Origin of the sequence: Streptomyces sp. NPDC048211, assembly GCF_043202315.1 — a bacterium.
Taxonomy (GTDB): domain Bacteria; phylum Actinomycetota; class Actinomycetes; order Streptomycetales; family Streptomycetaceae; genus Streptomyces.
The window spans coordinates 24,804-46,498 of sequence record NZ_JBIDAD010000013.1; the positions used below are offsets into that span (position 1 = coordinate 24,804).

Consider the following 21,695-nt stretch of genomic DNA (forward strand, 5'->3'; position numbering starts at 1 on the left):
CTCTGAGGAGGAGGGAGGAGGAGAGGAGGAGGACGGAGGAGGAGGGGCGGTGCGCGACCCGGACGTCCGGGTGGAACGGCCGCCGGGAAGGTGAGGCGACAGTAGGACCCGTACGTCCCGCCCCACAAGACTCCTGTAGGGAGATTTTCGCGAGCTTGCCGATTAACTGCGTGTTCTCATCCTCTTTTTGCGTTCCCAGGCCGCCCGGTTACAGAAGCCGACCCGTGCCCGGCGAGCGGCCTCGCACCGCGCGAGGAGATCGGTCGCACGCCGGTGCGCCACTCCCTCACCCTGCGGGAGGAGAACGGGGAGCTCACCGAGGCAGCTGCCCCTCCCGGTTGACCTCCGCCACCCGCGCCCGCAGCACGAGCCCCGGCGGCGCCGGGCGCACACTGGCGGGCGGACAGTCCCACGCCGCCCCGCCGCCGGGAGGACGCAGCCGCACAGACGCGCCCACCCGGCCCATCACCCGGCCGATCCGTCCGTCCCGGGCATCGACCGCGAAGGACCCGGGCTCCGGCGTGCACGCCTCCAGGCCGTCGGCGTCAGCCGTCACGACCGGCCCCCTTGTCCTCCAGCACCTGTGACAGCCTCAGCGCCGTGTCGAGGTTGCAGCGGCCCAGATCCAGGAGCGGAACCGGCTCGTCACCCGAGATCGAGACCGGGTCGATCCGCAGCGAGGGCAGTACGACCCCGACCCCCGCGAACCCTCCCCGCAATCGCGCCACCAGCTCCTCCGCCTCCCGCACCCTGCCCGCCGCCGCCTTGCGCCGCTCTGTAGTCGCCATGATCCATTCCTTCCACTCTGCGTGGTTCCGATGCATACCCAGCGTGGTCAATCACTCGATAGCCTGGAAGAGGTGCCGTTCCAACAACCGCACGTGTGTCACGGGGAGTTGTCATGCCAGGTCCCAGGAAGCTCGACCCCTCCTCCTCTCCACGCGCCCTTCTCGGCGCCGAACTCCGCCACCGAAGAGAGAACGCGGGCCTCTCCCAGACCGAACTGGGCGCCCCGCTCTTCGTCAGCGGCTCGTCCATCGGACAGTTGGAGTCCGGGGTGCGCCGGATGCAGATGGACCAGGCGGAGAAGTTCGACGAGGCGCTGGGCGCGGACGGCTTCTTCGTGCGGAACTGCGCGGCGCTGAAGAAGTCGAAATACCCGGACCACTTCGCCGAAACAGCGGAAGCGGAGGCCCGCGCCACGACGATCAAGGAATACGCACCGCAGCTCATCCCAGGCCTGCTCCAGTCAGAGGCCTACGCGCGGGCGGTGTTCCGGGAGTACCGGCCGACAGCGGTCGCCGCCGCGATCGACGAATTGGTGGCAGCCCGACTGGAGCGCGCGCAACTCCTCGCCGATCCAACACAGCCGATGTTGTGGGCAGTCCTGGATGAGGCGGTGCTACGACGGACCGTCGGCGGACCTGAAGTGATGTCAGGCGCCCTTCAGCACGTCGCCGAGCTGGCCCAACAGCGGCGAATCATCGTGCAAGTACTCCCCTTCTCTGCCGGAGGTCATGCCGCAATGGGAGGCGGACTGAAGCTCATGGCGTTTCCCGATGCGCCTCCGCTTGCCTACCTGGACGGGCTCGGTTCCGGACAACTCCTGGACGATCCAGGCACGGTGGGCGGCTACGAACTGACCTACGATCTGGTGGTGGCCAGCGCGATCTCACCGGCAGCGTCCCTGGCCTTGATCGAGTCGGTGGCGGAGGATTACGAGCATGAAGCTGAGCGGTTCTGACTACGACCTTTCCACGGCCGTCTGGCGCAAGTCCACGTACAGCGATGGCAGCGGCGGCAACTGCCTCGAAGTCCTCGACGGCGTCCCCGAGGCCCTCCCCGTCCGCGACTCCAAGGTGACGGACGGGCCGGTGCTGGTGTTCCGTACGGGGGCCTGGTCGACGTTCGTGGCCGGCCTGAAGAGGTCCTAGCCGGCTTTTCAGCCGCGTTCGCGGGCCGGGGCGCACGAGTGGGGGCGAGAGTGTCAGTCAGAGCGAACGCAGCCGGCAGCACCGCGCGTGCCTGGCTGGGGCCGGGCCTGGCGGTGGTGCTCCTTCTGCTGCCCTTCGGCGGCTACGGACTGGCCCGGGCCGGGGCCGTACCCGAAGGGACTCCGGTCGTGCTCGGGCTGCTGTCCGCCGCCGTCGGCTTCCTTCTCTTCCCTGCGCTGTACGAGGAACGGGCCCCGTTCCGGCACTCGTCGTCGCGTCTGGTCGCGCGCACCCTGACCGGCGAACGCTCCGTCGACCTGGACCGGATCGCCACGGTCCACCTGCTGACGACCTTTTCGTACGGCAGGGTGTACCGAACCTTCGTCGTGCGCGACAGCCACGGCGTGCGCCTGGGCATCACGACCGAGCGCAGCCGTCGGAAGCTTCGCCGCGCAATCGAGAAGGCGGACGCGAACCCCTCGCACGACGCCCCCGGCCCCCGTGTCAGCCGTGCGGCCCGGACCTGTCTGGGCCTCGCCCCGGGGCGAGGACTCGTCAGCCATACGGCAGTCGCCCTCCTGCTGCCGGCGGTGCTCATGCCTCTGTATCTCGTCATTGCGTTCCGGCTCGGCGGGCATTGAGCCGTGCCCCGGTGCCGGGATCGGGCGCCGGGACACGCACGGCCCGCCGGGTGTCCGCCCGGCGGGCCGTACGCACAGGGGTGATCAGCCGTCAGTTCCGTGCCGCGCGGCGGCGCATCAGCAGGACCGTGCCCGCACCCGCCGCCAGGGTCGCGGCAGCCGCGCCGGCCAGGGGGAGCGTCGAACCGGAGCCGGTGTTCGCCAGGCCGCCGCCGGTGGCCGAGGAGCCGGACGTACCCGAGGTGCCGGTCGTCGCGGAGCCGGTCGCCGCCGAGCCTCCGGTGGACGCCGAGCCGCCGGTGGTCGCCGAGCCGGAACCACCGGTGGAGGACGTCGAGCCGTCACTGCCGGTCGAGCTGCCGCCCGTGGAGGACGTCGAGCCGTCGCCACCCGTCGAACTGCCGCCCGTGGAGCCCGCACCACCGGTCGAGCCGCTGCCGTCGTCGAGCAGCAACGTGGCCGTGTCGTTCTTCTTGTTCTTGTCGTAGGGGCGCGCCTCGCCTTCGAGGGACACGGATACCTTGGCTCCGGCCACCGCCTTGTCGATGCGCAGCGTGAAGGCCCAGGTGTCGGTGAAGCCGGCCTTCACATACGGGGAGGTGTAGGGGTAGCAGCTGTAGCTCCCGGTCCCGACCTTCGTGCAGCGGTTGTCCTTCTTCGTCACCGTCGTTCCGGCGGGCACCTTGACCAGGGCCGTGACCAGCGGCGCGACATCGTCTTCGTAGTGGTACACCCAGCCCGGTCCCGCGTTGGTGAACTTCGTCTCCAGCGTGACCGTCTTGTCGACGCGGCCGGTCTGCTGTGCCGACACCTGGAAATCGGCCGTGTTCACCACGTTCACCCCCAGGGAGGAGGAGTCCCACTGGTCCTCACCGGACCGGGACGGGTGATCACCGTCTCCCACCGGTGTGGTCGAGGGCAGCTCGACCAGATTCACCGCAGGTCCGCGCCCGGGGAAGCTGTGGATGGGGCCGCCCTCGGAGGGGTCCATGCTCTTCCTGGGGTCGTAGGTGCTGACCGTCACGGAAACGCTGTCGTTCAGCGCGTGGTCGAGGACCTTCACCGACAGCGTCTTCTCCGGGGCGTAGATGCCACCGGCCTTCACGGCCTGGTCGTACGCACAGACCACGAGCCCGGCGTTGGACTCGATGTCGCGTCCCACTCGATCACAGTTGGAAGGCAGCTCCGGTATGGCGAGCCCGGCGCCGACGCCATAGCTCAGGTAGACCTTGTCGAGTGGAGTGGCGCCCTTGTTCGCGAAGGTTCCGGGCAGTTCGACGCTGCTGCCGATCTTCACTCCGTCGAGGGACGTCACCGGTCCCAGCAGCAGATCCCCGGTCGCGGCGCCACCTGCCGCGGAAGCCGGAGCAGCGGCCGCGGCCATGGCGATCAGGGCGACGGCCCCGACCGCGGCGGCGGTCGTGCGCAGCGGGCGGAAGCGGTCGGCAACAGTTCCGGGCATGGGCGATCCCTTACAGCGAAGCGATGAATACGTACGGGGGAACTGCGGCGAAACATCAGTTCCGGTACACCAGACGCGCCACGACGACAGACGGTTGTACACATCGGCACCACCGGAGGTCCGTCCACCGCGACGGATGGTCCCGCCGCCCCCGGGCGGGCGCTCACGGTCCGGGGCTCAAGCGTCGAGATCCGAGCGCTCTTTCAGTGGAACGGGTGGCGGGATTGATTCCCACCCACCCTCCCTGCCTGCCGGGTTGACTTTTAGCGATCGACTTGCGACGGAGGGTAGCGACGCTCTAGCGTCAGCCGGGACACGACGGCCCCCGCCGGTGCGCAAACACCGAGCAGGGGCCTGACCAGTTCGATCGAAACGAGCGATCTCATGGCTGCCGGCCAGTTTAGTGCTGCCCCTCCTTCCCCGCCCGGGCCCGCGCCCGCGCTCGGCCATCCGATGGCGAACCCCGGATACGGCAAGCGTTCCGCGCCCGGTCAACGCCCCCTCACCGGGGACGACTTCGCCCACCTCCTCCCCCGTGACGCCGCTGTCGCCGCGTACATCGACGGCCTGTGCGACGGCGCCGACATCTCCGTGAAGACCCTCGCCAAGGTGCTCCCGTACGGGCAGTGCGCGCTGCGGACCACGCTGAACCGGCTCCAGGAGGCCGGGCACCTGCGCCGGGGCAGCGAATGCGTCGCGACGGACGAGGTGCTGCTCTGGGTCACGCGGACGTTCTTCTCCCGCACCGCGCGGGACGACACGTGGTGGGCGGCGTACATCCGGGGTGACGTACCGCAGACGCCCCCACGCCCGACCCGCTCCCGGTCGTTCATCCTGCTGGCCGCTCTCGGGAAGGCCGCGCCCGCACTGTCGCTGCCCGAAGTGCACTGCGTGCGACTGGAACCGCAGGTCAGCGAGTGGTTCGAGCGTGGCGCCACCGAGGCGGAGATTATGTGCGCGCTGACCCAGGGGCTGCCGGTGGAGGTCTACAGCCCGGTCGGGTTCGTCGGCCGGAGGCTGCGCGACAAGCTGCCGCCCGCCCGCGTCGCCCCCGTGCGCCAGGTCGTCCTGCGAACCCTGGAGTGCAGAGAGTGCCGGGCCCCCGGCAGCCCCGAGGCGCTGCGCGGCGGCATCTGCGGCGCGTGCCGGGGCAAGCCCGCCGACGTAACCGGCGGTCCGGCGGGGGCCGTTCCCGTACAGGGCGTGCGGGCCAGGATGAGCGCGGTGCGGGCGGGCCTGGTCCCGCGAGCGGACCGCACCCGCAGGTGACACCCGGGCGGAACCGCCCTCACCGGTAGCGCCCTGCCCCGTTCCATGGCGGCTCTACGACATGTCGAATTGTCGCCACCTCCATCTGGTGCGCCGGGCCCGCCCGACTCTGTAGACCCGGGGAGCACACCCACCCCGGAAGGAGCAGGACAACCATGTCCCGCAAAACAACCCCTGCCAGACGACGGCTCACCGCCGCCGTCCTCGCAGCCGGGCTGACCGGTCCCCTGTTGGGCCTGTCCGCTCTTCCCGCCCAAGCGGCTCCTGTGCCGCGCCCACTGGGCGCCGCCGTACCCGATGTGCCGAAGCAGGCCCTCAAGTCCGAGCGGGACAAGCTCGGTTCACACGACCGCACCCTGCTCCAGAAGGCCGAGAGCAAGAAGGCCGCCACGGTCACCCTGCTGCTGGCCACCGATCGCGGTGACACGGCCGACGTGCGTCGCCGCATCACCCAGCTCGGCGGCACCGTCGGCGAGGTCACCGACAAGCTCGGGTACGTGCGCGCCACCGTGCCCACCGGCAAGGTCTCCGAGCTGGCCGCACTGTCCTCGGTCCGCGCCGTCGACCTGAACGAGACGTTCAAGATCCCCGATCCGTCGCCGGTCACCGGTGAGGACCGGAAGCAGGACCACTCGTCCGGCACGGAGAGCGGCAGCACTCCCGCCGCGCCCGGCAAGGGGACCCCAGCCGACAACCCGTATCTGCCCACCGGCGAGACGGGCGCCACCGACTTCACGTCCGCCCACCGCGACTGGGACGGGCGCGGCGTGACCATCGGCATCCTGGACACCGGCGTGGACGCCGCGCATCCGGCGCTGCAGAAGACCACGACCGGCGAGCCGAAGATCAAGAACTGGCTCACGGCGACCGACCCGCTCACCGACGGCGACCCGACGTGGCTCCAGATGAGCCGCAACGTCACCGCCACCGGCGGCGCGTTCCGCGTCGGCAGCGTGGACTACAAGGCGCCGGACGGTGCGTACGAGTTCCAGACCTTCGCCGAGAGCACGACGTACGGCGGCGAGCTGGGCGGCGACGTGAACCGCGACGGCGACTACAAGGACACCTTCGCCGTCCTCTACCGGCCCGCCGACCACCGCGTGTGGGTCGACGCCGACCTGGACCACACCTTCGGCGACGGCGACGTCGTCGAACCGTACGCGCAGAGCGGGAAGTTCGCCTCGTTCGGCACGGACGACCCGAGCACCCCCGTCGCCGAGTCGATGCCGTTCACCGTCGAGTACCGCGACGACGTGGACCTGTCGCCGCTGGGCGGCACCAACGCCGGCAAGAGTGCCGACTACGTGAACATCGGCATCGTCTCGGGCGCGCACGCCACGCACGTCGCCGGGATCAGCGCGGGCAACAGCCTGTTCGGCGGGAAGATGAACGGCGCCGCGCCCGGCGCGAAGATCGTCTCCGAGCGCGTGTGCCTGTTCGCGTCCGGCTGCACGGCGTACGCACTCGCCGAGGGCATGATCGACGTGGTCGTGAACCAGCACGTCGACGTCGTCAACCTGTCGATCGGCGGACTGCCCGCCCTCAACGACGGCAACAACGTACGGTCCGTGCTCTACAACCGGCTCATCGACGACTACGGCGTCCAGATCGTGTCGTCGGCCGGCAACGACGGGCCCGGCATGAACACCATCGCCGACCCCGCCGTCTCCGACAAGGTGCTCGCGGTCGGCGCGTCCGTCAGCAAGGACACCTGGTGGGCCGATTACGGCTCCCGGGTGCGCGCCTCCCAGTCCCTGTTCCCGTTCTCCGCGCGCGGACCGCGCGAGGACGGCGGCATGAAGCCGGAGATCGTCGCCCCGGGCGCCGCCGTGTCGTCCATACCCACCTGGATGCCCGGCGAGAGCGTGCCCGACACCGGCTATGAACTGCCCGCCGGATACGGCATGTTCAACGGTACGTCGATGGCGTCCCCGCAGGCCGCGGGAGATGTCGCGCTGCTCCTGTCGGCCGCTCGGCGCTCCGGTACGAAGGTGACGCCGGCCGCGCTGCGCTCCGCGCTGACGAGCTCGGCGACGTTCCTCGCCGACCAGCCCGCGTATGCGCAGGGCGCGGGACTCATCAACGTTCCGAAGGCGTGGAAGCTGCTCGCCAAGGGCGCCGAGCCGACGTCGTACACCGTCGACGCCCCCGTGTGCGGGGCGCTCGCCGGAATGCTCGCCACCCCGAAGTCCGGCACCGGCGTGTACAACCGCTGCGCCCCCGAGGACGGCGGCCAGACCACCACCCGCACCAAGGAGTACGACGTCCGGCTGACCCGCACCGGCTCCGGCAGCGGTGTCGCACTGCTGTCGTGGCTGGGCAATGACGGCACGTTCAGCGCCCCGCCCGTCGTGCTGCTCGGCAAGGGCAGGGCGACCACCGTCACCGTCCGCGCGCGGACCGGCTCCACCGGTGCGCACTCGGCGCTGCTGCGCGTCGACGACCCGGCGACCCCCGGTGTCGACAAGCTCGTCCCGGTCACCGTCGTGGCCGCCGCCGACCCGGCGAAGTCCTCGTACACGGTCAGCTCCAAGGGTTCGGTGGACCGCAACCAGACGCGTTCGGTGTTCGTGTCCGTGGCCGAGGGCGCCTCGGCGCTGAAGGTGGACCTGAGCGGGATCGCGGGCGACAGCCAGACCCGGTTCCTCGCCGTCGACCCGCAGGGCATGCCCGTGGACGAGACCGCCGTCAGCCTCTGCTACACGAACTTCTCGGACGCCGGGACCTGCGACCCTGCCTCGCGCACCTACGAGCAGCCGATGCCCGGCATCTGGGAGTTCGAGGTGGAGGCGCGGCGCACGTCGCCCGTCATGGAGAACCCGTACCGGCTGAGCGCGTCCGTTCAGGGTGCCACGTTCGACCCGGCGTCGTCCGTGGTCGCCGAGGCCGCCCTGCACGCGCCCACCGAGCAGGCCTTCACCGCCGTCAACCGGTTCGCGCCGGTGACCGCGCACGCGACCGGCGGCTCGCTCGGCGCCCTGTCGCAGGCCAGGCCCACCGTCGCCTCCCAGGTGACGACCGGCAAGCAGATAACGGTGCCGCGCGACGCGACCCGCCTGGAGGTCGTGCTGGGCAACGCCTCCGACAAGGACGCCGACCTCGACCTGTACCTGGTCGCCCAGTCCGGTGCCCTGGTCGCCTCGTCCACGCACGGCGGCTCGCGTGAGTCGCTGACCATCAACAACCCGAAGCCCGGCTACTACTACCTGTACATCGCGGGCACCGACGTGCCCTCCGGCTCCACCGAGTTCGACATCCAGGACACGATGTTCTCGAAGTCGCTGGGTGCGGTGACGGTGGACGACGAGAAGCCGGTGAAGCTGGCCACGGGACAGTCCATGAAGATCGCCGGGCGCCTCGTCGCGGAGACCGTGCCCCCGGCCGGCCGCCGTCTGGTCGGCCGGTTCTCGATGGCGAACGACGCGGGTACGCCCCTGGGCAGCGCGGACGTGCTGCTCGGCAACGTCACCGTGCCGTCCCTCGACGTCACCGGGTCCTTCGGCCCGGCCAGCGGCTTCGGCTTCAACGACCAGGGGCAGGTGGCCGGTTCGGCGCAGGTCTCCGCGGTCACCCGGCCGGTCCGCTGGGACGCCGAGCACGGCGTCACGCTGCTCGACAACACCGGGGTGCGCAACGGCAGCGCCCTGGGCCTGAGCCAGTCCGGCGCGTACACCACGGGTCAGGTGACGCTGACGGCCGGCGGCACCCGCGGCGCCGTGTGGGACGCGGACGGCAAGCTCACCACGCTGCCGCTGCCGGACTGGGAGGCGTACAGCTTCGACCGCGGCTTCGCGGTCGACAACGCCGGTAACGTCGTCGGCAACGCCACGGGGTACATCAAGAACCCGGCGACCGGCGGCAACCTCCAGGTCAACGACCCGTTCATCTGGTCCGCGAAGGACGGGTTCCGCAGGCTGCAGCACCTGACCGACCAGCGCACCCTGACCGAGCCGCTCGCGATCAACGAGTCGGGCGTCATCGTCGGCCACTCGTACAAGGCGGGCGTCCGCCACGCGGTGAAGTGGAGCATGGACGGTTCGGTCACCGACCTGGGCACGCTGCCCGGCATGACCGACAGCACCGCCGAGGGCGTCAACGCGTCCGGTGTGATCGTCGGCAAGAGCGGCGACGACGCGTTCGTCCTGAAGCCGGGCGGCACCATGACCCGGCTGCCCGACCTGGGCTTCGACGCCCAGGCGCTGGCGGTGAACGACGCCGGCTGGATCGCCGGCACCGCCGAGTTCGAGCCCGATGTCGAGACGGCGGTGCTGTGGGACCCGCAGGGCCGGATGTACGACATCGGCTCCATGGTGGACCGCAAGCACTGGGTGGCCCTGGAGGGCCTCGGCATCAACAACCGGGGTGAGGTGGCGTTCTACGCCACCGACGTGACGGCCCAGGGATCGACGAAGATCGTCATCGCCAAGCTGCCGTCCTGACCGTGTCCTTCCCGGCTGCCCGCTCGCGGGCAGCCGGGAAGGCACCTGCGCCTCACCCGGCCGGCGGCTGACGGGTTCCGTCGGCCGCCGGCCGCTTTTCGTCGGCCGCCTGCCCTCATCCGTGAGCCGGCGGCCAGGGGAATCTCGGCGTCCGATTCTCGCCATGGCGGGAACTCGACACCGTCCGCCGGTGCGCCAGGTGCCCCGCACCGGATAAACCGTTCCCATGCGATCCATACCCAGACGCCGCTACCTCCCCGCCGCGACCGCGCTCACCATGGCGCTCATCGGTTGGGGATCGGTCACAGCCCCGGCGGCCGACGCCGATCCGGCCGCCGGGACCGGGGCCAGTGCGCCGGCCGGCAAGTCCTACGCGATCACCCTCGTCACCGGTGATCTCGTGCACTACACCGACCTGCCCGGCAACCACGACGTGGTGACCGTGGACCCTGCCGAGGACGGATCCGCCGGCGTCGAGGTGCAGACCCGCGGCGACGACACGTATGTCATCCCGCGCCAGGCCATGTCGCTGCTCGCAGCCGGAAAGCTCGACGAGCGGCTGTTCAACGTCACCGGACTGGTGGCGATGGGCTACGACGACGCGCACACGGACACCGTCCCGGTGATCGCGACCGCCCCGGCCGCCGCCCGTACGGCGAAGGCCCCGGCCACGCCCAAGGACGCCGAGTCGGTCCGTACGCTCTCCTCGATCCACGCGAACGCGCTGCGCGCCGACAAGGGCCGGGCCACATCGTTCTGGAAGGGCATCGCGCCCGGCTCCGACCCGAAGTCCCTGTCGGGCGGCATCGGCAAGCTGTGGCTCGACGGCAAGGTCGAGGCCTCGCTCGCCACCGAGACCGCGCAGATCAAGGCCACGGACGCATGGCAGCAGGGCCTGGACGGCACGGGCGTCAAGGTCGCCGTGCTCGACACCGGCGCCGACCTCGACCACCCGGACCTCGTCGGGCAGGTCGACGCCACCGCGAGCTTCGTGCCCGGCCAGAGCGTCGACGACGGCAACGGCCACGGCACGCACACCGCCTCCACCATCGCCGGTACCGGAGCCGCCTCCGGCGCCAAGGAGAAGGGCGCGGCCCCGGGGGCCCGCCTCCTGGTCGGCAAGGTGCTCGGCAACGAGGGCACCGGCGAGGAGTCGTACTCGATCGCGGGCATGGAGTGGGCCAAGGCGCAGGGCGCGGACATCGTGTCGATGAGCCTCGGCACCCCTAGCGGGTCCGACGGCACGGACCCGACGTCGCAGGCCGTGAACGAGCTCTCCGCGGACGGCGGTCCGCTGTTCGTCATCGCGGCGGGCAACGCCTACGACCCGGGCACCATCGGCTCCCCGGGCGCCGCCGCCTCCGCGCTGACGGTGGCCGCGGTCGACAGGAACGACGACCGCGCCGCGTTCTCCAGCCAGGGCCCGCTGATCCGCACGCACAGCCTCAAGCCGGACGTCTCCGCGCCCGGCACGGACGTGTCCGCCGCCGCCTCGCAGTCGGTGCCGGGCTGGACGGGCGGCCTGTACCGGACGATGAGCGGTACGTCGATGGCGACGCCGCTCGTCGCGGGATCGGCCGCGATCCTCAAGCAGCGGCACCCCGACTGGACGGGCGAGCGCATCAAGAACGCGCTGATGTCGACGTCGGACAAGACCGCCGAGACGCCGTACGCGGCGGGCACCGGCCGGGTGAACGTGGCCTCGGCCATCAGCTCCACCATCGAGGCGACGGGCTCCGTGGAGGCCGCCGCGTACGACTGGCCGAACGCCGACGCGAAGACGGAGACCCGCACGGTCGCCTACCGCAATGACGGCGACGCGGACGTCACGCTGGCCCTCGCCCTCGACACGGACGCCGACGCGTACACGCTGTCGCAGTCCTCGGTGACCGTCCCCGCGCACGGCACCGCCACGGTGACCCTGACCCTCGACCCGTCGAAGGTCCCCGCGGGCACCACGTTCTCCGGCCATGTCGTCGCGACGGACACCGCGACCGGCCAGGCGGTCGCGCACACCGGCTTCGCCCTCTTCAAGGAGGCGGAGATGTACGACTACACCATCAAGCTGACGGGCCGGGACGGGAAGCCGCAGGCCGGCAACGTCACGCTGCACACGGCGGACTCCACCGACGCCGCGGTCATCGCCGTCGACGGTACGAAGACGCTGCGTCTGCCGCCCGGCCGCTACACCACCACGTCTTACGCCGAGGTGCCCGGCGACACCGCCGACTCGCTCGGCCAGGCGCTGCTGATCTCCGACGAGGCCACGCTCGGCGACGGCCACTCGTCCGGCACGGCCGACCTGGACGCGACGAAGTTGCGGAAGGCATACGCGGTCCCGGAGCGGGAGAGCGAGGAGACGCAGGCCGTCTTCAACCTCCAGCGCACCTACGACGCCGGCGCGGGCATCAACTGGTCCACCTCCTGGATTCTGGCCGCCAAGTACGACTCGCTGTATCTGGCGCCGACGAAGAAGGTGTCGGACGGTTCGATGCGCGCGTTCCTGCACTGGCGGCTGCGGCAGAAGGCCCTCGACGCCGAGACCGGCACCGGGCGGGACATCGAGCTGACGTCCCAGCCGAACACCACCTACCACGACGGCTCGTCGACCCTGCGCACCGTGTACGCGGGCCGGGGCACGGCGGCCGACTACACCGGCCTCGACGTCCGCGGCAAGGCCGTGATCATCGACCGGACCGCCGACGTCACCCCGGCCGAGCGTGCGCAGGCCGCCGCCGACGCGGGCGCGACGCTGCTCGTCGTCGTCAACGACGCCCCGGGGCGCCTGTACCAGAGCTACGGCGTCGCCGGCGGGCTCACCGTCGCCTCCGTGCGGCAGGGCGACGGCGCACGCCTGGTCTCGGAGGCGAAGTCGGGGAAGGGCCGGCTGCACGTGAAGCAGCAGCAGTACCCGGACTACAGCTACGACCTGGTGCAGCAGTTCAAGGACGTCATCCCGGACAAGTCCCTGGCGTACAAGCCGGACGACCACGATCTGGCCCGCGTGAACAACAGCGTGTACGCGGCGCCGGGCACCCTCGGCTACGGCGGGCGCTACTTCATCCCGGCGTGGGGCGCGGGTCTGGGCGGTGACGCCTACGAGAAGTGGTCGCGGACGACGACGGAGTACGTCACCGGCGACACCACCGCCGTCGGGTCCTGGTACGAGCAGCACACCGGACTCGACGCGGCGGACGGCTACTTCGAGCGCGGTTCGACGGACTCGTACGCCGGTGGCCGCCGCTACGACGGCGGCTGGTTCAAGCCGGTCCAGGGCGCGCGCCTGGGCGACACGTACGTCCCGTACCAGACGAGCACCAACACCCTGAACTGGAACGTCGCGATGTGGTCCGGCGGTGACGACGGCCATGTCGGGGCCGGCGGCGGCACCAAGCAGACCACGCTCTACCGCGGCGACACCCAGCTGGCCACGTCCAAGGCCCAGTCGGGCCGTGCCTCCAACATGACGGCGGGCTCGTACAAGCTCGTCGCGACCGGGCAGCGCACCACCGCCGCCTGGCCCGGCACCACGAGCACGAGCACCACGTGGGGCTTCGACTACAAGCCGCTGCCGACGGGCACGGCCCGTGCCAATGTGCCGATGCTGAACCTCACCTACGACGTCGCCACGGATCTGCAGGGCACGGCCAGGGCGGGCAAGCGCCTCACCCTGGGCCTGCGCTCGGCAACGTACGACGGGGCGAGCGCCGCCACGTCGGCCACCCTTCAGGTCTCGTACGACGACGGGGCGACCTGGCGGGACGCCAAGCTCAAGCGGGCCGGTGACGGCCGCTGGACGACGGTCCTGGACACGCCGCGCACCGCGAAGTCGGTGTCGCTGCGGGCCGCGGCCGGGGCGCCGGACGGGCTGACGATCGGCCAGGACGTGATCCGGGCGATCACGCTGAAGTAAACAGGGCCTGGATCAGGGTGGGTGTGGCCCGAGGGGGGGTCACACCCACCCGTGCTGTCCGGCGTACCAGCCCAGCTGGAGCCGCGAGGTCGCGCCGGCGTGGGTCATCATCAGCTGGATGCGGCGCTGCACGGTCCGCGCCGAGAGCCCCACCTGGGTGGCGACGGCGGTGTCCGTGAGCCCGGCGAGCAGGAGCCGCAGAATGTGCACGTCGACCGGGTCGATGCCGACGTCCGCCGCCTCCTGGTAGGGGCTGCCGCGCTCCCACACCTGCTCGAACAGTTCCCGGGCCATGTGGGCAAGGCCGCCGCGCAGCACGACCGCCGGGTCGACGTCGGCGTCCCGACCGTGCAGCGGCAGCATCGCCACAGATTCGTCGCAGAGGATCAGCTTGTACGGCACTTCGGTGACGGTCCGGACCTGGACCCCGTCGGCCAGGGACTGCGCGACGTTCTCCGCGGCGCCCGGTTCGCGCAGGAAACCCTGGTCGATGACGGCGCGGACCCGCACGTCGCGGGCCATGGCCGTCACCTCCTCGCTGTCCGCCGGGGTGACCGCCTGGGGCCTGCCCGCCGAGAAGATGTCGATGGTGCGGCGTGCGGACAGCTGCAACTGTCGGTAGCGGGTGCCGATGGCCTCGCTGCCCTCGACGATCTCCACGAGCTCGCGCTGGGCGCGGTCCGCGGTCGCCATGCGGTACGTCTCCGTGAGCCGCGCCACCGTCACCTCGGCGCGCTGCAACCGCTCGCGGTGCGCTGCGAGCTCGGCGCCCAGCGCGACGGCCGGGGGCGCTGCGGAATACCGGTGCCCGTCGACGGCGCGGACGACGAGGCCACGGGCCACCAGGGAGCGCAGTGCCGCATCGACCCGTCCGGCGGGCAGACCTGCGGCCTCGCCGATCGCTTCCGCCCCGGCCGACGGCTGAGCGATCAGGATCTGGTAGACGGCCGCTTCATCCGGCACGATCCCGAGCTCGTCGAGTTCCATGCCCTCACCCTCCGCTGTTCGGTGACCATCGGGGCACCGAGTGCATGGTAAGCCCAGGGCGTGTCAGCCGTGTGGCGCTGAGTCATCGCGGGATCAGCCGCCCCGCACTCAACTCCCATCCCATTTCTTGGATCTTGGCCTCTCCGGACATCGTCACCTCACGGTCGGCGGTTCATCCGGGAGCGGTAACAGATCCGGATTCCGCGTGACCTCACCGCTCGGCCACGGTCACACTCGCCTGTATCGCTTGCACACAGGCCGACCCCGGGGGCCGGTCACGGGGGAAGAGGACTGCACCATGAACTCAGGCACGTTCAGATCCGGTTCCGTACGTCGGACGCTGCGCAGCACCCTCCTGGGGGCGGGCGTCGTCGCGGCCCTGCTGGCGGCCACCGCCTGCCAGCCCTCCGGGGATGACGACCAGTCCGCCGGCCCGTCGAGCTCCGCCCCGGCGGCCGAGAGCCCGTCGAAGGCCGCCGAGCCCTCGGGCGACTCCGGGACCGGGAGCAGCGGCGCGACGGACGAGGCGAGCGGGGACAGCGGCGAGACCGGCGGCGGGAACGGCACCAGCCACCAGGACTGCAAGACCACCGACCTCACGACCGCAGTCGAGCTTCAGGACGCGTCCGGGGAGACCCCCCGCCACTTCCTGCTGACGGTCACCAACGGCAGCAGCGCGCCGTGTGTCCTCAACGACGCACCGCTGGTGCGGCTCGGAGCCGGTGACAGCGCTCCGACCGTCGAGCTGCTCGAAGAGCCGGACACCGAGCCCGTGGTCGTCGAGGGAGGCGGCAAGGCGTACGCCGGTCTGTACGTCTTCGGCAACGACGAGGGGGGCGAGGCGGAGTACGACCAGTCCACCCGGTTCACCGCCACCCTGGTCGCCGGTGAGGGCACCGAGCTCAACGGCACTCTCGTCTTCGGCCTGCCGGGCGGACTCCGCTCCGTCTCCTACGACGACGCGGCGCGGGTGAACGGCTGGGCCGGCACCGAGGGCCTGGCCATGCGCCCGATCAACCAGCTCTGACCGCTCCGCGCAGCGGGCCCGGCGCCGGCGCCCCACCGCCCCGCCGGGCAACGCTCTCTGCCCCCGGGGTACCTGGCCCCGCCCCGTATGTCCCGGGTATACAGGAAAGGTTCACCCCGCCCAGCCCGGAAGGTCACCCGGATGCGCCCGCACGCTTCCAAGCCCGCCCATGACGACGCAGGCCCCGATCGTGCGGCGGCGGGCAAGCCTTCGCGTACGCCGGAGAGAGCCGCAGGCGCCGCGCGGCAGGAGTCGCTCCCGCAGGGGCCGCCGCTCCAGCTTCCGCTTCCGCGCGCGGCGGGAAACGCTGCCGTGGTCCAGCTGCTGCGGCAGGCGGGCCACCCCGGAGCCGAGGAGGCTCACCAGCACGGCGGGGACTGCGGGCACGGGCATCAGCAGGACGGGCCGGCCTCGGTGCAGCGCTCCGCCGTGCATGACGTGCTGCGCTCCGCCGGGCAGCCGCTGGACAGCGGAACCCGTACGGACATGGAGGCCCGGTTCGGCGCCGACTTCACCGACGTACGCATCCACAACGACGGTGCCGCCCGCACCTCGGCCGCCGAGATCGGCGCTCGCGCGTACACCTCGGGAAGCCACATCGTGCTGGGCGAAGGCGGAGGCGACCGGCACACCCTCGCCCATGAGCTGACCCACGTCATCCAGCAGCGCCAGGGACCGGTGAGCGGCAGCGACAACGGCGGCGGACTCCGGGTCTCCGATCCCTCCGACCGGTTCGAGCGGGAGGCGGAGGCGCAGGCGACGCGCGTCCTGTCCGGCAGCGCCCCGGTCCGTGCGGCAACCGACGCGACGGCCCACACGCACGGCTCCGGCGAGCCGTCCGTGCAGCGGATGCGCAGCGACAACCCCCACGCCTCCGGCGGCGCGCACAACGGCTGGGAGCTGACCGCGCACCACGTCGTCGCCCACTCCCAGCTGACCGGCGCCCTTGAGTCCATGGACGGCGAGAAGCGGGCGACGCTGCTGCGCCAAGCGGTTCCCGAGGTGATCACCGACACGATGCTGGCGAATCTGAAGGTCGAGATCCCGCCGCACATGAACCGGGACGACTTCAGGACCCGGTTCCGCGCCGCGCTGGTCAAGAAGGGCGGAGGCGACACGGCCGAGTTCCTGGGGAACAACCTGAACGAGATCCGCTACGCCTTCTACGAGTGGCAGGGCGGCAACCAGTTCCTCGGCCCCAACACCAGCCTCCGCGCGGAACCGACCGCCAGCGGCGAGGACACGGACTACGACGGCCAGTCGTTCTCTCCGCTCGGCGACGCACGGTTCACGCAACTCACCGCGCTGGGAGACGAACTGAAGGCCGCGAACGCGGCCGGGGACAAGAAGAGGCAGGCTCGCCTGCTGCGCGACATCCTGAGCATCACCGTGAACGCCGCCCCGCGTCCGTTCGACGCCGGGGCCTGGACCGAGGTCACCTCCGTGGCCGAGGTGGACCGGCTGGCCGGCGCCCTGGGCCGGGACCACATGCGGGACTACACGTACTTCATGATGCGGATGGACGACATCGAGAACGGGAGGTACACGGGGATCTCCCAGAACGAGGAGAAGACGAAGTTCTTCTACTACGGCGAGCCGATCCATCCCATGGAGATCAAGGGCTCGTTCATCTACGTCAAGCTGAACACCGCACAGGAAACGGTCGTCACGAAGGAAAAGGTCTCGCTCACCGAACTCCTGCCGGGCGCCCAGCTCGTCGCCGGCACCATGGAATTCGGCCTCCCGGCCGGCGGCCGCGTCAACAACGGCTCCCTCACCCTGCCCGGATACGCCGGATCGGTCCCCGTCGAGGAGGTGGCGCCCGGCCGCTACCGGGTGAGCCAGAACATCTACCGGAACCGGAAGCTCGATACCGACGCCGCCGGAATGAGGCTGGCCGACTTCTGCGTGGAGGTCGGCGTCCCGACCTCCACCTTCCTGCCCCGCGTGCTGGTGGAGGCGCTCGCCTAGAGTTCCTTCTCCGCACCGTACGGCAGCACCAGCGCGGAGTCCGCGTGCACGGTGACGCGCACGGACACGAACTCCGTCGCCTCCACGCGGGGTTCGCCCGTGCCCGGGTTCGGCGCGTAGCGCGGGTGTGCACCGGCGCTGATCTGCCAGCGGATGCGGTGTCCCGCGGCGAAGCGGTACGCGGTGACGCTCATCGGGACGGTGACGTGCGCCGGGTCCTCGTCCGGCGTGCGCAGCCGGGCCATGCCGTCGCAGACGTTGGTGGAGCGGCCGGCCGCGTCCACGTCGCACAGCCGGGTGAAGACGTCCCCGTGCCCGGTGTCCGTGGACGCGCTGATCCTCGCGGAGACCGCGCCCAGCACCGTGACGGGCTCGGTCAGGACCGGGCCGGTGAACGTGAGGACGTCGCCGCGGGATTCCAGGGTGCTGTTGTCGCGGGCGCCCGCAGTGCCGGAGAGCAGGGGACCACCGAGGGAGGGGGTGGGGTCGGCCGGGTCGTGGCGGAAGGCGGCCAGGGGTGCGGTGTCGGTGGGCGGCTGCCGGGTGAGGTGGCCGTCGCCGGTCGGGTACCACGCGGTGGTGACGGGGGTGAGCGGCCAGGCGTCGAGGTCCTGCCAGGCCGCGTCCGCACCGGCCGTGTGGATGCGTACGGGGGTGGGGCGCAGCTCGGAGGGGTCGTCGCACAGGTGGGCGCGGAGCCAGGCCAGGCTCTCGGCGAACACCTCGGGCCAGCCCCGTTGCAGGGCGGAGGTGTGGGTCCAGGGGCCGACGAGCAGGGCGGCCTCGCGGCCTGCCGCGCGCAGCCGGGCGTACTGCTGGAACGTCTGGTCGACGAGGGCGTCGTGCCAGCCGGTGATCAGGGCGGTGGGGATACCGGGGCGGTCGGCGGCCTCGGCCGCCGACGCGCCCTGCCAGTACGGGTCGTCGGCGTCCGGGTGCGTCATCACGTCGTCGAGCCAGGGCACTTCCTGCCCGCGTCCGGCCGCGTACGCGCCCCGGAGCGGGCGGGCGGTGACGATGTCGTTCAGGTGGCGCTTGAGGCGCAGCGTCGCCTTGATGAACGGCCGCATGCCGCGGTGCTGGTAGGTCATGCCGGCGCCGACCGCGAGCGCGTTCTCCAGATGGAGCACGCCGTCGGTGTGGAAGAGGGCGTACGGGTCGTGCAGGCCGACCTGGACCGCCATGGCCTTCAGTTCCGGCGGCGGGTCCAGGGCGAGCGCCCACTGGACGTAGCCGAGGTAGCTGGGTCCCACGGTGCCCAGGGTGCCGTTGAACCAGGGCTGTTCGCGCAGCCAGTCCACCGTGGCGAGGCCGTCGGCGGCCTCGTTGCGCCAGAGGTCGAAGGTGCCGCCCGAACCGCCGGTGCCCCGGCAGCTCTGCAGGATCACGTGGAAGCCCTGTTCGGCGAAGAGCATCCCGTACTGGGGGGACCAGGGCACGCCCCGGCCGTAGGGCGACCGCACGAGGAGGGTGGGGAAGTCGCCCTCGTCACGGGGGAAGTAGTGGTCCGTGATCAGGGGGCTGCCGTCGGCGGCGGGCACGGCCAGTCCCGGTTCCCAGCCGGCCCGGTGGCGCCTCGCCGGAAGCCCGCGCCAGGTGGCCCGCATCATCCGGGCGGAGAACGGGGGCTTCGCGGCCGACGGCGTCCAGGCAGGCCTCGGCAGGGCGTCGTGCGTGCGTGATGTCATCGTTCGCCTCCATCGCTCCATGTATTCTCGTACTGTGTACGAGAATACATGGGTGCTTGGATGAACGGCAGACAGCAGCCGCAGTGGTGAGGAAGGGAACAGCAGGCTCGTGACCCGTGCCGAGGGGTCCGGCGCCGCCGGCGTCGACCCCCGAGAACTCTGGCTGAACCCGGAACGGCCCCGCCGGGGACGCAGGCCCGCCTTCAGCCGCGAGGCGATCACCGTGGCGGCCGTCGCCCTGGCCGACACCGAAGGGATCGACGCGGTCACCATGCGGCGGGTCGCCGCGGAGGTGGGCGCCGGCGTCATGTCGCTCTACAGCTACGCCCCCGACAAGGAGACGCTGCTGGACCTGATGATCGACCACGTCAACGGCGAACTCCCGGCGTCCGCCCCGCTCACCGGCGACTGGCGGGCCGACCTCAAGGCCATCGGACACCTCCAGCGCGACCACATGCTCCGCCACCCCTGGCTGGCCACCGCCGTGCCCGCCCGCCGGACACTCGGGCCCCGCACCCTCGCCTTCCTGGAACACGCCCTGGCGGCCCTGCGCTCCAGCGGTCTCGGCGGCGGCGCCCGGCTGGAGGTCTTCGCCCAGCTCACCGCGTTCGTGGCCGGGCACGTCGCCCACGAGGTGGCGCAGGCTGAGGCCGCCCAGTCGCCGGACCGGGCCGCGGCCGAAGCGCTCTACCTCGCCGCCGTCGCCGCCGACGGCCACCACCCGGAACTGGCCGAGGCCCTCGCCTCGGCCGGACAGCCGGTCACCCCCGACGCCACGTTCACCCGCTTCCTGAACCGTTTGGTGGACGGCCTCGACGCGGGCTGACCGGACGGCCGGACTCATACCCGGGTAGCAGGCACCGGCCGGCCGACTCGGCACTCCGGTATCACGCGCCGGAGGGGCCGGGACGGGCATCGTGGGGCGTCCGCCGCCCAGCGCACACCGTGCCACCCGAACGGGGAGTTCCAGTGACCGCAGTCCCGCGTGCCCGCCATCGCCACCGCAACCGCAACCGCCGCCAGGTGCTCGCCACCGGGCTGGCCGCCTCCGCCGCGCTTGCCGCGTCCGCCGTGCCGTCCGCCGCAGCCGGAAGACCCGGGACGCCGACCGGAACCGGAAGCGCCCGCACGGGCGGCACGCGGACCGCGACCGCCCGCTCGGGCGTGCTGCCGACCGCCCGACTGCCGCGCCCCACCGGCCCGTTCGACGTCGGCTCCACCACCTTCCACCTCGTCGACCGCACCCGGACCGACCCGTGGGCGCCGGACACCGCCCCGTACCGCGAGCTCATGATCAGCGTCCGCTACCCGGCCGCGCCCGGCGGATCCGCGCCCCGCGTACCGCAGATGTCCGCCGCCGCGGCCGCCCACTTCGGAGGGCCCGAGGGCGCCGCCGCCCTGAACCTGGGGATGGCGCCGGGGACCGTCGACTGGGGCGCCACGCTCAGCCACGCCCGGCAGGACGCGCCCGTGCACCCCCGGGCCGGGCGGCTGCCCGTCGTCCTCTACTCCCCCGGGCTCGGCGACCCGCGCACCTGGAACACCGCGCTGGTGGACGACCTGGCGAGCCACGGCTACGCCGTCGTCACGGTCGACCACACCTACGAGGCGACGGAGGTGGAGTTCCCCGGCGGCCGGCTCGCCACCATGAGGATCTTCGACGGCGCCCCGCCCACCGACCCGGACGCGGTCAGCGCCCTGCTGCGCAAGGTCGTGGCGGTACGGGTCGCCGACACCCGGTTCGTCCTCGACCGGCTGCCGGCACTGAACCGGACGCGCTTCGGGGACGTACTCGATCTGCGTCGGGTCGGGATGTCCGGCCACTCCGCGGGCGGCTTCACCGCGGCCCAGGCGATGCACGACGACCGGCGGATCCGGGCGGGCGTCAACCTGGACGGGCAGATGGACTACGTCGGCGGAGAGCTGCCGGACGGGAGCCGGCTGAGCACGGTGGCACTGGAGGGGCTCGACCGGCCGCTGCTGCTGATGGGGACGCGGAGCGAGGGATCGGGCGACTACCGGCAGCAGCCTTCCTGGGCGGCGTTCTGGCGGAACACCCGCGGCTGGAAGGCGGACGTCACCCTGACCGGCTCGCGCCACGCCTCGTACACGGACGCGCAGTCGCTGCTGCCGCAACTGGCCCGGCAGGGCGCGGAGCCCGGCGGCGGACTGACGGAGGCGGTGGGCACGGTACGGCCGGACCGGGCGGCGGCCTCGACCCGGGCGTATGTGACGTCGTTCTTCGGACGGTGGCTGCGCGGCCACGACGACCATCTGCTGGACGGCCCCTCGGCCCGCTTCCCGGAGATGGTGTTCACCCCGTAGCGCGGGGGCGCACCCGCACGACACCCGCCCCGGAGACGA

General features: G+C 71.7%; 15 protein-coding genes. 10 read left to right on the plus strand and 5 right to left on the minus strand.

Features of this window, described 5'->3' with window-relative positions; genetic code table 11:
- Positions 1-313: 313 nt before the first annotated feature.
- Together ACGFZA_RS34860 and ACGFZA_RS34865 are read right to left on the minus strand one after the other, a co-directional pair.
- The gene (locus ACGFZA_RS34860; protein WP_393684464.1) at positions 314-556 is read right to left on the minus strand and encodes a hypothetical protein; all 243 of its coding nucleotides are present in this window, start codon (positions 554-556) and stop codon (positions 314-316) included.
- Entirely contained in the window at positions 546-788 is a 243-nt protein-coding gene (locus ACGFZA_RS34865) for a hypothetical protein (protein WP_385283464.1), read from the minus strand. The genes ACGFZA_RS34860 and ACGFZA_RS34865 overlap by 11 nt, the downstream gene beginning before the upstream one ends.
- A gap of 113 nt (positions 789-901) precedes the next feature.
- On the opposite strand from ACGFZA_RS34865, the gene ACGFZA_RS34870 reads away from it, so the two are divergent.
- The 3 genes from ACGFZA_RS34870 to ACGFZA_RS34880 are packed head-to-tail and all read left to right on the plus strand — an operon-like array spanning position 902 to position 2,575.
- On the plus strand, positions 902-1,744 hold the full coding sequence (locus ACGFZA_RS34870; protein ID WP_393684466.1) for a helix-turn-helix domain-containing protein: 843 nt from the start codon (positions 902-904) through the stop codon (positions 1,742-1,744).
- Entirely contained in the window at positions 1,725-1,934 is a 210-nt protein-coding gene (locus ACGFZA_RS34875; RefSeq protein ID WP_393684468.1) for a DUF397 domain-containing protein, read from the plus strand. The genes ACGFZA_RS34870 and ACGFZA_RS34875 overlap by 20 nt, the downstream gene beginning before the upstream one ends.
- Before the next feature lie 50 nt (positions 1,935-1,984).
- Complete coding sequence (locus ACGFZA_RS34880) at positions 1,985-2,575, plus strand: hypothetical protein (RefSeq protein WP_393684470.1); 591 nt, start codon at positions 1,985-1,987, stop codon at positions 2,573-2,575.
- Positions 2,576-2,666: 91 nt separating this feature from the next.
- Here the strand turns inward: ACGFZA_RS34880 and ACGFZA_RS34885 are convergent, their stop codons facing one another.
- Positions 2,667-4,037 carry a hypothetical protein gene (locus tag ACGFZA_RS34885; protein ID WP_385283474.1) on the minus strand — a complete coding sequence of 457 codons (1,371 nt, stop codon included), beginning with the start codon at positions 4,035-4,037 and terminating at the stop codon, positions 2,667-2,669.
- Positions 4,038-4,490: 453 nt separating this feature from the next.
- On the opposite strand from ACGFZA_RS34885, the gene ACGFZA_RS34890 reads away from it, so the two are divergent.
- The 3 genes from ACGFZA_RS34890 (at position 4,491) to ACGFZA_RS34900 (ending at position 13,658) form a co-directional block, all read left to right on the plus strand.
- A complete protein-coding gene (locus tag ACGFZA_RS34890; RefSeq protein WP_393684721.1) occupies positions 4,491-5,306 on the plus strand; it encodes a hypothetical protein in 816 nt (271 codons plus the stop codon).
- Positions 5,307-5,461: 155 nt separating this feature from the next.
- On the plus strand, positions 5,462-9,745 hold the full coding sequence (locus ACGFZA_RS34895) for a S8 family serine peptidase (protein ID WP_393684472.1): 4,284 nt from the start codon (positions 5,462-5,464) through the stop codon (positions 9,743-9,745).
- A gap of 226 nt (positions 9,746-9,971) precedes the next feature.
- Positions 9,972-13,658, plus strand: coding sequence for a S8 family serine peptidase (locus tag ACGFZA_RS34900; protein WP_393684474.1), 3,687 nt, complete (start codon positions 9,972-9,974; stop codon positions 13,656-13,658).
- Positions 13,659-13,697: 39 nt separating this feature from the next.
- Here the strand turns inward: ACGFZA_RS34900 and ACGFZA_RS34905 are convergent, their stop codons facing one another.
- Positions 13,698-14,645, minus strand: a complete 948-nt coding sequence (locus ACGFZA_RS34905) for a helix-turn-helix domain-containing protein (protein ID WP_393684476.1) — start codon at positions 14,643-14,645, stop codon at positions 13,698-13,700.
- A 298-nt stretch (positions 14,646-14,943) separates the two neighbouring features.
- Between ACGFZA_RS34905 and ACGFZA_RS34910 the strand changes: the two genes are divergently transcribed.
- Positions 14,944-15,672: a DUF4232 domain-containing protein gene (locus ACGFZA_RS34910; protein WP_393684478.1), complete on the plus strand. Its 729-nt coding sequence runs from the start codon at positions 14,944-14,946 to the stop codon at positions 15,670-15,672.
- A 141-nt stretch (positions 15,673-15,813) separates the two neighbouring features.
- Positions 15,814-17,643 carry a DUF4157 domain-containing protein gene (locus ACGFZA_RS34915; RefSeq protein WP_393684480.1) on the plus strand — a complete coding sequence of 610 codons (1,830 nt, stop codon included), beginning with the start codon at positions 15,814-15,816 and terminating at the stop codon, positions 17,641-17,643.
- On the opposite strand, the gene ACGFZA_RS34920 is transcribed toward ACGFZA_RS34915, so the two are convergent.
- The gene (locus ACGFZA_RS34920; protein ID WP_393684482.1) at positions 17,640-19,331 is read right to left on the minus strand and encodes a CocE/NonD family hydrolase; all 1,692 of its coding nucleotides are present in this window, start codon (positions 19,329-19,331) and stop codon (positions 17,640-17,642) included. The two genes, ACGFZA_RS34915 and ACGFZA_RS34920, sit on opposite strands and share 4 nt — an antisense overlap.
- 109 nt (positions 19,332-19,440) lie before the next feature.
- On the opposite strand from ACGFZA_RS34920, the gene ACGFZA_RS34925 reads away from it, so the two are divergent.
- The gene (locus ACGFZA_RS34925; RefSeq protein WP_393684484.1) at positions 19,441-20,157 is read left to right on the plus strand and encodes a TetR/AcrR family transcriptional regulator; all 717 of its coding nucleotides are present in this window, start codon (positions 19,441-19,443) and stop codon (positions 20,155-20,157) included.
- A gap of 143 nt (positions 20,158-20,300) precedes the next feature.
- On the plus strand, positions 20,301-21,656 hold the full coding sequence (locus tag ACGFZA_RS34930; protein WP_393684486.1) for an alpha/beta hydrolase family protein: 1,356 nt from the start codon (positions 20,301-20,303) through the stop codon (positions 21,654-21,656).
- Positions 21,657-21,695 lie beyond the last annotated feature (39 nt).